The sequence below is a fragment of the Microbulbifer pacificus genome, from assembly GCF_033723955.1.
Lineage (GTDB): Bacteria > Pseudomonadota > Gammaproteobacteria > Pseudomonadales > Cellvibrionaceae > Microbulbifer > Microbulbifer pacificus.
Genome location: NZ_CP137555.1, coordinates 3,263,415 through 3,274,963, shown reverse-complemented (window position 1 = coordinate 3,274,963; position 11,549 = coordinate 3,263,415). Strand labels below are relative to the sequence as shown.

Below are 11,549 nucleotides of genomic sequence, written 5' to 3'. Positions count from 1 at the left end.
TTTCGCAAATAAAAATTCGAAAACTATTAACTAATTTAATTACCGCAATTCGCATACAAGGCTAGAAAACTTCACCTGCAAATCAAAATAATGGAATAGACGACTCTCATTCACATATATTTTTACTACCATTCGATGCGTCAATTTTTTAGCAGAATATGTCGCATAAAAATTACCACCAATATTTTTGGATGTTATGCCCAGCTCGTTTCCAATATTTTCTCTCCCCTTCATACCAAAGCTCTAAGGATTTCATATGATTTTTTTTTGCTGGAGGTATGCTCTTATGGAAACGCCCTTTAAACCATTTTCGAAACGAAGCAGGGAATATTCGGTACACCCCACCGAACCTCAAAAAATTCAACTTGGCGACAGTGGACCTATTTGCGCCTTTATTCGAAGCACCAAAACTTGAGAAGTTTTCGGCATTTAGCGGGAATTCAATATATTGAGAAAGTCGCTCGATGCTATCTTTTTCTTGCATTAACTCCTCAAGTAACACAACATGATACTGACCAATATTTAATTGCTCCACCCAATGTGAGTAAACACCCTCACCAAAATACCTAAAAGGAAGGAATCGCTCTTTTGGGTTAAAGTCTAACAACGAAATCTTATTGCTGCGTAGGTAGTCGCCGCTATAGAATTGCCTATGAAAAGGTTGTTCATTCAACCATTCTTTTTCTTTAAAAAATTTATCTTTACCCCAGCTATCCAACTGTTCAATAACTTCGTCTAGGCCTCTGTATTCTTGCGGATTTTCCTTCCCCTTTGAGTGCCAATATGATGATATAAAACGATTTACAGGGTTTCGGATACAAACGACTATTTTAACTTCTGAAAATGTTCTGATCGCCCACTGTATCGCGTCAGGGTCAGAGATTAACAATGTTGACCCATCCAGTAGGATTTCGGCATTCTGATCAAAACAAGATAAATAGCCAGCTAAAAATTCTTCATCAAGCCTATTGCCAGAGCACAATAACTGAGGCTCTTTAGGAGACGCAGCGGAAATTCCTTCATGTTGGCTCAGGTAATCGAACAGTGTCGTAGTACCACACTTCCTAAAACCGACTATCAAAATTAGCTTTTTATTTACTTTCACTACTTAATTCACTTTGAAGAAATCAATCTAAAAATATGGATTCGCACAATTAATTTATTAATTATATGTGTCAAAAATTCGACTTATATATAAGACCGATACCAATCTACAAATGCACCCATGCCATCACCAATTTTCTTACTTGGCTTATAATTAGCGACTTTATATAAGTCATCAATGTCTGCATAGGTCTGCACTACATCACCAGCTTGCATAGGCAGGTAAATCTTCTCAGCTTCTTTGTTGCAGGCACTTTCTATTGCGCGAATAAAGGCAGCCAGTTCAATTGGCTGGTTGTTACCGATATTGTAAATTCTGTATGGCGCGTTACTGGAAGCAGGATCATTTTTGGAGTTGCCATCATCCGCTTGAGGTACTACATCCTGTATCCGTACGATCCCCTCGACGATATCATCGATATAAGTAAAATCCCTCTGCATTTTCCCGTTGTTGAAAACTTTGATCGGTTCACCTTTCAGAATAGCTTCAGTAAACAGCCAGGGCGCCATATCCGGACGACCTGCGGGACCATAAACCGTAAAAAAACGCAATCCGGTGGTCGGGATTCCATAAAGATGCGAATAGGAGTGTGCCATCAACTCATTCGACTTCTTGGTGGCCGCGTACAGAGACACTGGGTGATCGACACCATCGCTTGTGGAAAATGGAATCTTGGGGTTCATACCGTACACAGAGCTGGATGATGCATATACCAAGTGCTCTACTTTATTATGGCGGCAGCCCTCCAGAATGGTCATGTGCCCTACGAGGTTTGAATCCACGTAGGCCATGGGATTTTCCAGGGAGTACCTAACACCAGCCTGCGCCGCCAAGTGAATAACGCGCTGAAACTGCTCTTGCTTAAACAGTGCCGCTATTCCATCGCGGTCAGCAAGATCCATCTTTACAAATCGGAACTTATCGTAGGGAGCGAGCTGAGTAAGGCGATAGTCTTTCAGCCGTACATCGTAATAATCGTTTAGGTTATCTAGACCTACCACCTCATGGCCATCTTCGAGCAGACGCTTGGCGGTATGCATTCCGATGAAACCGGCAGCGCCGGTTACCAAAAACTTCATTATTTTGCTCCCTGAATTGCTTTTCCGCGGCCAATTCCGTAGTAACCGATACCTTTATCCATAACTTGCGAAGGTTCATGCATATTGCGTCCGTCAAAGATTACCTGGTCGGCCACCTGCTCCTTAATTAAGTTGAAGTCTGGGGCCCGGAAACTTTGCCACTCGGTAACGATAACCAGCGCATCTGCGTTATGTAGCGCGGAAGCCGGAGTTCCCATAAGGTGCAGCCCGTCTTGGTTACCGTAGATACGTTCGCATTCATCCATCGCTTCCGGGTCATAAGCCTGGACTTTCGCACCGGCTGCCCACAGTTGCTCCATTAAAGTTCGGCTTGGCGCCTCGCGCATATCGTCTGTTTTTGGTTTGAATGCCAAGCCCCAAAGCGTAAATACTTTGCCTCTCAATGTATCACCGGGATTCTTTGGGTCACATCCGTAGTGTTGGCAGATCATCTCGAACAGCTTGTGCTTCTGACGATCATTTACGTTTTCTACGGATTCCAGTATTTCTGCTTTGTAGCCCAGTTGCTTGGAGGTACTGATCAGAGCCTTTACGTCTTTGGGGAAACAGGAGCCACCGTAGCCACAACCGGGATAAATAAATTGGTACCCAATGCGCGGGTCCGAGCCGATGCCTTGGCGCACCTGCTCAATATCGGCGCCTACCCGCTCGGCAATATTGGCCATTTCATTCATAAAGCTGATCTTGGTGGCCAGCATGCAGTTAGCGGCATACTTGGTGAGCTCCGCACTGCGCACATCCATGAAGATAATTTTTTCGTGATTGCGGCAGAAGGGTGCATAAAGTTCGCGCATGGTAGCTTCCACCTTGCCACGGGTCTCACCCTCCCGATCGATACCTACAACGATCCGATCCGGTCGCATGCAGTCATTGACTGCGGCACCTTCTTTCAGGAATTCGGGGTTGGAGATTACGGAGAATGGTAGATGTACTCTGCGCTCATCCAGTTTGCTTTGAGCCTTAGCTCGAACCTTATCCGCGGTACCTACAGGTACGGTAGATTTATTCACAATGATTTTTTCATCGCTCATATAGGTCGCGATGGATTCCGCTACAGCGAGAACGTATTGCAGGTCTGCGGACCCATCCTCATCTGGTGGGGTACCCACAGCAATAAATTGAACCTGTCCGTGGCTAACGGCTTCTTCGGCATTACTGGTAAACAGCAAGTTGCCAGAGTCGATGTTGGCTTTGACGATGGGCTCGAGGCCCGGCTCATAAATCGGGATGATGCCATCTTTGAGTCGGTCGATTTTATGGGTATCGACGTCCATGCACATGACCTGATGGCCAACTTCGGCCAGGCAGGCACCGGTGACGAGGCCTACATAGCCAGTGCCAAAGATGGTTACTTTCATTCCTTTTGCCTTTTAACTTCTGTGATACGAGGGTTTCGGTGCTAGATAACACTGGATTCCGGCATACGCCGAAATGACGAGGGACTATCCGGGGATATGCACTTCGCCTGCCAAGCGCTTAGCTTCAATTAAAGTTTTCAGGGTTTGCTTGGCTTGGTTATCACCGTGGACTATGCGCACTGTTTTGGGTTTTGCTTGCATCTGCTGGATGAAGTCCAAAAGGTCGTGTTGGTCGGCGTGGGCGCTGTAGCCGCTTATGGTTTCTATACCGGCGTTGATGGTGTAGTGCTCGCCATCGAGTTCTACATAACCGTGCTGTTTGCCGAAGCTCTGGATATCCCGCCCCGGAGTGCCTTTGGCCTGGTAGCCCACAAAGATGATGTTGTGGCGTGGCTCGCTGAGCATGGCTTTCAGGTAATTGACGATGCGCCCACCGGCGCACATGCCACTGGCGGCGATGACGATGGCCGGCTGCTTGGTCTGAGCCAGGCGGTTGACCATTTTTTCGTGGGTTTCGTGGTCATTTACCGTGAGCAGTTGCTCGAAGCTGAGCGGATGGCGGCCCTGGCTTACTACGTTTCTCGCTTCTTCATCCCAGTAAGGTTGCAGGCGGCGGTAGACTTCGGTGAAGCGGCTAGCCAACGGCGAGTCCACGATTACCGGAAGGTCGGCCCACGGACTACTTGCCCCAGCATCTTTCGTTTGCTGTTGAATGTTATTTTCCAGCTCGTAGAGCAGTTCCTGGGTGCGGCCGATACTGAAGGCCGGGATCAGGACGCTGCCGCCGTCTTGCAGTGCGCGCTCGATGGCTTTGCGCAGAGTTTCGGCACGCTGGGCACGGTTTTCGTGGATGCGGTCGCCGTAGGTGCTTTCTATTACGAGGTCGTCGCAGCCTTCCGAGGGTGTGGGGCCGTATAACAGCGGGGTGTTGGGTGCGCCGAGGTCGCCGGAGAATATGGTGCGGCGCTTGTTCTCGCCGAATGTTAAGTCGCATTCCACATAGGCAGAGCCGAGGATATGGCCGGCGCGCTGCAGGCGGATCTGGAGAGCTTGGCCTTCTCCCTCGATAACCGGCTGCCACTGGTTGTAGGGCAGTGGGCGCAGCTGTGCCTTTATATAGTCGAGGAATTTTTCGATCAGGGCTTTATCGCGGGTTACGCCAACCTTCAGTGCATCTTCCAGCACCAGCGGCAACAGTTCTGCGCTGGGCTTGCTGCAGTAGATAGGGCCGCGGAAGCCGGCGGCGATCAGGTACGGGATACGGCCGCAGTGGTCTATGTGTACATGTGTGACCACCAGGGCTTTTACGCTGTCGAGCGGGAATTCGATTTCCAGCTTGTCGTGCTTGCTGCCACCCGGTGAGGTTTCGGCACCCTGGAACAGGCCGCAGTCGATGAGGATGGAGTTGTGTTCATCCAGGAACAACTGGTGGCAGGAGCCGGTTACGCCGTCGACGGCGCCGTGGTGCTGGATAGCGCCGTAGGCGTTTTCCGGTTCCCGGTACCGGATCAGGTCCGGCACAGGCTCTGCGCCGGGCTGACGCGGAGATAACGGACGCGCGCCGGCGGCCACGGCGGATTGGTCGTGGTCGCGGGTATTGGTTTCGGGCGCGGTTTTGCTGGTCATTTTCGTTCGCCTGCCGGCAGGCTCCTATAAAGGAGGGCGCGGGTTAGGCGGTTTCCGGGGTAAGTGCGGTCTGGCTGCCGAGCAGCTCTTTGAGGGCACTGCCAACTTCCGGGTGCTGTAAGCCGTAGGCGAGCTGGGCTTTCATGTAGCCAAGCTTGTTGCCGCAGTCGTGGCTGTGGCCGACGATACGGTAGGCCTCTACGGTTTGCTGCTTGAGTAGCTCGTCGATGGCGTCGGTGAGCTGGATTTCACCGCCGGCACCGGGCTGGGTGTTTTCCAGCAGGGTCCAGATTTGCGCGGGCAGTACATAGCGGCCGACCACGGCCATGTTGGAGGGGGCGGCATCCACTTCCGGCTTTTCTACCATGCCGTCGATTTTGGCGGTGCCGCCGATCTGCAGGTCGGCACCCAGGCAGTCCACCACGCCGTACTTGCTGACCTGATCCCATTCCACCTGCTCCACCATGATCTGGCTGGCACCGCTGGTTTCAAAGTTGCGCACCATGTCCGCGAGGTTGCTGGCTTTGAGGTCGGAGGCGTACTGGTCGATCAGTACGTCTGGCAGCAGTACCGCAAAGGCGTTATCACCCACTACCGGGCGCGCGCAGCTAATGGCGTGGCCCAGCCCCTTGGCTTCCGCCTGGCGCACGGAAATCACGGTCACGTCTTTGGGGACGATGGAGCGCACTTCATCCAGCAGCTGGCGCTTGAGGCGGTTTTCCAGCTGGGCTTCCAGCTCGAAGGAGGTGTCGAAGTGGTTTTCGATGGCGTTTTTACTGGCGTGGGTAACCAGTACGATTTCTTTGATGCCGGCGGCCACCGCTTCATTGACCACGTACTGGATCAGCGGCTTGTCGACGATGGGCAGCATCTCTTTGGGGATCGCCTTGGTGGCGGGCAGCATACGGGTGCCCAGGCCGGCTACAGGAATTACTGCTTTTTTAACTTGTTGCATGGTCTTCCTTCCTTAATTAACGCGAATTTGTTTCGGGCACAGGCCAAATTGCCAGTAGTGCCTGTGCGGAAACCGGAGCGGTTAAAAAGAAGCGGGAAGGAAAGTGCGCGGCAAACTGCCGGCAACAAGCGGATTCACTGTTTGTGGCAACGCCGGATGCCCCGGGTGCCTCCCCCCTGACCTAATTTTCAAGCCTCTTTGCCCGGGCTACGTTGTTGTTGCGGGCAAAGCCAGTTCCATTGGTGCAAATATTTCTTGCCTTTAAGCAGGCTTGTACTTCTCCATGAGTGACCCGTTTGCAGGTTCTTTATTACCCAAGTACCCCATGGTGGCGGCCCGTCAATTCCCACTAATAACTAGAAATAATCGGCGGCACCGTTGTGATAGGTGTCACACTTTAGCAGCTATTTATGACAATTCAAGCGCATGTGCGACCGGCAGTTCTCACTTGGTAATTTTCCTACAAAGGTCGGTAATTTAAACGCAATTTGCATACCAACCAGCCTGATTGGCTACCAATCAAACGCTATATAACGCGCCATACGGATGCAACTGCTCACAAATTAAGCTAAAGAGGCGCAAGTTTACACGTGCTCTTGCGCCAATTCCGCGACGTATACCACCCCGGTGCCAAACTGGACCTTGCTTGATCGTTTTTCGATCTTTCTGAGGTAAACCGAAAGATGTTTGGCTGCAGCGGCTTTAGTTTCCGGAATGGCTGGCTTGGCAGGTTATGCCGCCGCTCCTTTTTATTGTGGATATTCACCTGCGGTTGCCTGATGGCCGCCACCGCGCTAAGGCCTCCCCATCTGCCGCCATCGCTACTGCAGCAGACACAAGCCAGTTACGGGCCGCAGGCGCACGCCCGCCTGGTGAGCTGGCAATCGCTAATAGAGCAACAGGGCGAGGCACTAGAGTGGCACCGACTGCTGCGGATCAATCATTTTTTGAACGGTATTCCCTACGCGGCGGACCTGGATCACTGGAACAAGGAGGACTACTGGGCGACGCCAGTACAGTTTCTGGCCACCAATGGTGGCGATTGCGAGGATTACGCCATTGCCAAATTCTTCAGCCTTTACGGCGCCCGCGTTGCCCCGGAAAAATTGCGCTTTGCTTATGTGAACGCCACCAGTATTGACGAGCCGCATATGGTTCTGCTGTATTCGGCCAACCCCGGTGAACACCCGCTGGTGCTGGATAACCTGACGAATGACGTAGTGCCCGCCCGGGAGCGCACGGATCTGGTGCCGGTGTATAGTTTTAATTTCGACGGGGTATGGCTGAACCGGAGTCTGGATCGCGGTATTATCGTGCCCAATAGCCCCGGTTCCTCCCTGTGGGTCGAGCTTCTGGGAAGAATAAATAAGGAAGGAGTTTTCTGAGTGCGCTTTCGCCTGCCAGCTCACCCGATGGCCGCACTACCGCTGTGCCTGGCCTGGCTCACAGCCGTCGGGGCGATGCTGATTGTCTGCCTGCTGACTGTTCGCACCCAATTAACATCCCTGCTGGAAACTGAAGCTCAAGACAGTGCGGTGGCCCTGGCGACCGCACTGGCGCCTCATACGGGCGAGGATCAAGCGCTGTATAGAAAGACGCTTCTCAAAGGTTTTACCGAAAGCGGGGCATACCGGATGGTGACCTTTATTCTCATAACCGGAGGGCAGATTCGGCAAGAGGTTCCGGATTACCCCGCTGCGGTACCGCAGTGGTTTCAGGCTATTTTGCCGTTTGAGCCACCGACCGCGGAGGCGGAGGTGCTGCATGGCTGGGATCTTGCAGGGTATATCGTCGTCAGCCGGCAAACTGCCTCTGCCTACCTGCTTTTGTGGCACACCGCTCTCGGAATTGTTGGCGCCGGCTTGGTAATACTTGCCGGTTTGCTCTGGTGGTGGTGGTCGCGATTAACACAGGTTCAGAACCAACAGCAAAACAGCGAGTATGACGAATTGAGGCGGGAGCTGGAGGCGACGCAAGAGCTACTGTTCAATTTTTCCTCACTCGAGCCTGAAGGCGCAACGCAACCCGGGCGGGAAGTGCTAAATCGATTGATTAAAGCGCAGCGCTTCAAAAACAGGGTTCCAGCAGATAGCGATTAGCCCTTTGGGGCCATTTTTTTCGAGGTACACAACGGAAGCCCCCTTGTTCTGTGAAGAATTGCGGACAAGTGCACGGCGCGCTATTCCCATTTGCGGTATAGCCGTTACAATCCGGTGCAGTTTGAATGGAATCCACTATTACAGTTCTTTTAGGGGGAATAATGAAAAAAGCAGCATTGGGGATTGCACTCGCTGCGGGGATGCTGAGCTCAGTCGCTTTCGCGGATGTAGCGCAATACATCAAAGACGGTTACACCATGGATCAGGTGATTGCTCTCGCACAGAGTGAGGGGATCAGCACTGTGGAAGCCGTTCGCCAGGCCATTATCGCCGCGCCGGAAAAAGCCGCCGATATCGTTACTGCCGCGATTGACGCCGGTGCTGACCCGGAACAAGTTGTGGCAACTGCAGTAGCTGCAGCCAAAGACAAGGCCGAAGAGATTGTAACCGCTGCGGTGGCGGCAGGTGCCGACGAACAGGTTGTGGCGCAGGCCGCGATTGCCAACGGTGCCGACCCAGCGGTTGTGGCTCAAGCAACCGCGGCTGGTCGCAAGGCCTTCGCGGGCCGTGGGCCGGGCTCCCGCAAGCCTCTCCCTCCGATTGACTTCGGCGTAGGTGGCGGCCATGGTGGTGGCAAGGGAAAACGTGTATCTGACAACTGACCGATGTTCACCCCGGGCCTACAGCTTAGCCCCGGCGTGAAGAAAGGCCCTTTTGGGCCTTTTTTGTTTTATTTACCTGTCGTAGCTATTGAATTCATGTTCGCTAACGGTCGCGCAGTACCTGGCTCCACTATACCGCCAGAAGCAACCCAACCTACCAGCCGCCTTGAAAGGGTGCTGTTTTACAGTCTGTTAACCCTCCTGTTCTGGCTCCCTATTCCACTGGGTTCACACCGGCCCTGGGCCTGGGCATTCATGGAGGTGTGGGTGTTTGCAATGATGGCCGGGTGGCTGCTTTCCAACCTGCGAACGCCACGCTGGCAGTCACTTAAGCCCTATTGGCCGCTGCTCGCTATTTTTGGCGTATTCCAACTTTGGATTTGTATCCAGCAGATACCACTCCCCATTGGCTTGCTGAAATCAATTGCGCCCACCACGGCAGCGGCGTTCTTGGCGGCCGATCCGGACTTAACCGCGGCGACACTGTCCTTCGACCCAAACCAGACCCACGTATCACTGATCAAGGGGATCAGCTACTGGTGCATCCTGTTTTTGCTGTTGGCGCTCATCGATAACCCGAAGCGCTTGAGGACGCTGGGATGGGTGGTTGTTTTGACTGGTACCTTTCAGGCCTTTTACGGCGTGATGCTGGCGCTATCCGGTTCGGAAACCACTTGGGTGCTGGGATTTCCCAACAACACCATTGCCACCGGCGGCTTCCGCTACAAAAACCACTTCGGCAATTTCCTGGTGATGTGCCTGTGCCTGGGCATTGGCCTGCTGATCGCGAGCCTTAGTGGAAGCAGCGGCGGCAAGCTGAAAGACCGGTTAAATAATATTGTGAATATGCTGCTGGGCGGTAAGGCGGTGTTGCGCCTGTGCCTGGCGATGATGGTAATTGGCCTGGTAATGTCGCATTCGCGCATGGCCAATACTGCCTTTTTTGCCAGCCTCTCCATTGCCGGAGCCCTGGGCCTGCTATTGATCCGCAACAAAAGCCGCAGCCTTACGATCTTGCTCGCAAGCCTGATGGTGATCGACCTGATGATTGTCGGTAGCTGGTTTGGCGTGGACAAGCTGCGCCAGGAAATCGAGGAAACCAGTTTTACCAAAGAGACGCGGGACGAGGTGAATCAATACGGGATGACGCTGATTGAGCAGCACCCACTTTCCGGTACGGGTGCAGGGAGTTTTTATTCATCTTTCCCCAGCGTACAGGGCCCGGGAATCAACGGTTTCTACGACCTGGCCCACAACGACTATCTGCAGTTCGCGATCGAATACGGTGTACCCGCAGCACTGTTGCTCGGCACAGCGGTGCTGTGGAGCCTATATCACGCCTTTGTGGCCCTGCGCACCAGGCGGGACAGCCTGATGCAGGGACTCGCGTTTGCGACTCTGATGGCGATAGTGGCGGAGCTGATCATGCTGACCACGGACTTTCACCTGCAGGCTCCGGCGACGTCGATTTATTTTTTGATGATGCTGGGGCTGGCGTGGAAGGCGCGGTTTATGGAGAGTACCGGACAGACGAATGCTCGGCGCTTCAGGCATCATATTAAAATTTCATAATTTCACGCGCAAATAGATGAGTCTGATATTACTAAAAAAGGGGCGCCTCAAATTACACCTCTGCGCACCTGGTCCAATTCTATTGATTCAAACAAGGCCTTGAAATTACCCTCACCAAAACCTTGGTTGCCTTTTCTTTGAATAAATTCGAAAAAGATCGGCCCAATAATATTTTTCGTAAAGATTTGGAGTAAGTACCCTCCCCCCTGGCTCTCGCCTCCATCAAGAAGTATCCGGTGATACCTTAGACGCTCTACTGATTCACTATGGTTTGGCAGCCGACTGTTAAGGTTTTCATAATAGGTGTCGGGAGTATTCTGAAACTCAATCCCATCTCTGGTGAGATCTTCTACCACGTCAGCAAGATCGTTTGACAACAACGCCACATGTTGAACCCCCTCTCCACCATAGTCTTTTAAAAACTCGGCGATTTGGGATTTGTCATCTTTTGTTTCATTTAAAGGAATAATGATATTTCGGCACTCACTGGCAATAACTTCACTGATCAAACCAGTTTTGGCACCGTCAATATCGAAACTTCGCAGACTTTTGAAGCCGAATATTCGACCATAAAACTCTTTATATCTCTTAATTCCACCTGGAAACAAATTGTGCGTCAAGTGATCAACTTTTACATACTTTGAACTATCTTTTAATTGTTTTTGATACGAAAACTGCGCAAAAAGGGACTTCTCTTCACTCTCGTCTATAAAATAGACATTTGAGTCTCCAACACCTTTTATCGCATACAGACCATATTGAGCACGTTCAGCCGGCTCAGCACCGAGCGCAACCGCCCTTGAGAATGCGTCTAATGAATTACTTACACGAAATGCTATTCCACTTACACCCCTTACATGAGATTTACGAAATTCTCTCAACGGTTTGTAAGAAGAAGGATTGAAAATGAAATGGACCTCACCTTCGCAATGAAGCGTGACATCAAAATCATCGCACCATTTAAATTCAGTGAAACCCATATTCTCGAAAAGCATTCTAAACCTATCCGGATCACTTGCCGAAAATTCGATAAACGATAAACCCAAGACAGTAACTGTTTCCATAACTACGA

10 protein-coding genes are annotated in these 11,549 nt (G+C 51.7%); 4 read left to right on the top strand and 6 right to left on the bottom strand.

What is annotated here, in order from left to right:
* Positions 1 to 172: 172 nt before the first annotated feature.
* From R5R33_RS13960 to galU, 5 genes are all read right to left on the bottom strand, one after another.
* Positions 173 to 1,105 (bottom strand): sulfotransferase domain-containing protein, encoded by a 933-nt coding sequence (locus R5R33_RS13960; protein WP_318953312.1) that lies wholly within the window; start codon positions 1,103 to 1,105, stop codon positions 173 to 175.
* Between the two features lie 83 nt (positions 1,106 to 1,188).
* Positions 1,189 to 2,184: an NAD-dependent epimerase gene (locus R5R33_RS13955; protein ID WP_318953311.1), complete on the bottom strand. Its 996-nt coding sequence runs from the start codon at positions 2,182 to 2,184 to the stop codon at positions 1,189 to 1,191.
* Positions 2,184 to 3,563, bottom strand: coding sequence for a UDP-glucose dehydrogenase family protein (locus R5R33_RS13950; RefSeq protein WP_318953310.1), 1,380 nt, complete (start codon positions 3,561 to 3,563; stop codon positions 2,184 to 2,186). The genes R5R33_RS13955 and R5R33_RS13950 overlap by 1 nt, the downstream gene beginning before the upstream one ends.
* An 84-nt stretch (positions 3,564 to 3,647) precedes the next feature.
* Entirely contained in the window at positions 3,648 to 5,189 is a 1,542-nt protein-coding gene (locus R5R33_RS13945; protein WP_318953309.1) for an MBL fold metallo-hydrolase, read from the bottom strand.
* A 43-nt stretch (positions 5,190 to 5,232) separates the two neighbouring features.
* Positions 5,233 to 6,144, bottom strand: coding sequence for a UTP--glucose-1-phosphate uridylyltransferase GalU (gene galU / locus R5R33_RS13940; protein WP_318953308.1), 912 nt, complete (start codon positions 6,142 to 6,144; stop codon positions 5,233 to 5,235).
* A 779-nt stretch (positions 6,145 to 6,923) separates the two neighbouring features.
* On the opposite strand from galU, the gene R5R33_RS13935 reads away from it, so the two are divergent.
* From R5R33_RS13935 to R5R33_RS13920, 4 genes are all read left to right on the top strand, one after another.
* On the top strand, positions 6,924 to 7,529 hold the full coding sequence (locus tag R5R33_RS13935; protein WP_318953307.1) for a transglutaminase-like cysteine peptidase: 606 nt from the start codon (positions 6,924 to 6,926) through the stop codon (positions 7,527 to 7,529).
* Positions 7,530 to 8,243 carry a LapD/MoxY N-terminal periplasmic domain-containing protein gene (locus R5R33_RS13930; RefSeq protein ID WP_318953306.1) on the top strand — a complete coding sequence of 238 codons (714 nt, stop codon included), beginning with the start codon at positions 7,530 to 7,532 and terminating at the stop codon, positions 8,241 to 8,243. It begins immediately after the preceding gene.
* 161 nt (positions 8,244 to 8,404) lie between these two features.
* Positions 8,405 to 8,905 carry a hypothetical protein gene (locus tag R5R33_RS13925; protein ID WP_318953305.1) on the top strand — a complete coding sequence of 167 codons (501 nt, stop codon included), beginning with the start codon at positions 8,405 to 8,407 and terminating at the stop codon, positions 8,903 to 8,905.
* Positions 8,906 to 8,908: 3 nt separating this feature from the next.
* Positions 8,909 to 10,477, top strand: coding sequence for an O-antigen ligase family protein (locus R5R33_RS13920; protein WP_318953304.1), 1,569 nt, complete (start codon positions 8,909 to 8,911; stop codon positions 10,475 to 10,477).
* Positions 10,478 to 10,524: 47 nt separating this feature from the next.
* Here R5R33_RS13920 and hppD read toward each other — a convergent pair whose 3' ends face one another.
* Positions 10,525 to 11,541, bottom strand: a complete 1,017-nt coding sequence (gene hppD / locus R5R33_RS13915) for a 4-hydroxyphenylpyruvate dioxygenase (protein WP_318953303.1) — start codon at positions 11,539 to 11,541, stop codon at positions 10,525 to 10,527.
* Positions 11,542 to 11,549 lie beyond the last annotated feature (8 nt).

Excerpts from the sequence above, each read along its gene's own strand:
- R5R33_RS13955 (WP_318953311.1), bottom strand. The coding sequence starts at position 2,184 with ATGAAGTTTTTGGTAACCGGCGCTGCCGGTTTCATCGGAATGCATACC.
- R5R33_RS13950 (WP_318953310.1), bottom strand. The coding sequence starts at position 3,563 with ATGAAAGTAACCATCTTTGGCACTGGCTATGTAGGCCTCGTCACCGGT.
- R5R33_RS13945 (WP_318953309.1), bottom strand. The coding sequence starts at position 5,189 with ATGACCAGCAAAACCGCGCCCGAAACCAATACCCGCGACCACGACCAA.
- galU (WP_318953308.1), bottom strand. The coding sequence starts at position 6,144 with ATGCAACAAGTTAAAAAAGCAGTAATTCCTGTAGCCGGCCTGGGCACC.
- R5R33_RS13935 (WP_318953307.1), top strand. The coding sequence starts at position 6,924 with ATGGCCGCCACCGCGCTAAGGCCTCCCCATCTGCCGCCATCGCTACTG.
- R5R33_RS13925 (WP_318953305.1), top strand. The coding sequence starts at position 8,405 with ATGAAAAAAGCAGCATTGGGGATTGCACTCGCTGCGGGGATGCTGAGC.
- R5R33_RS13920 (WP_318953304.1), top strand. The coding sequence starts at position 8,909 with ATGTTCACCCCGGGCCTACAGCTTAGCCCCGGCGTGAAGAAAGGCCCT.
- hppD (WP_318953303.1), bottom strand. The coding sequence starts at position 11,541 with ATGGAAACAGTTACTGTCTTGGGTTTATCGTTTATCGAATTTTCGGCA.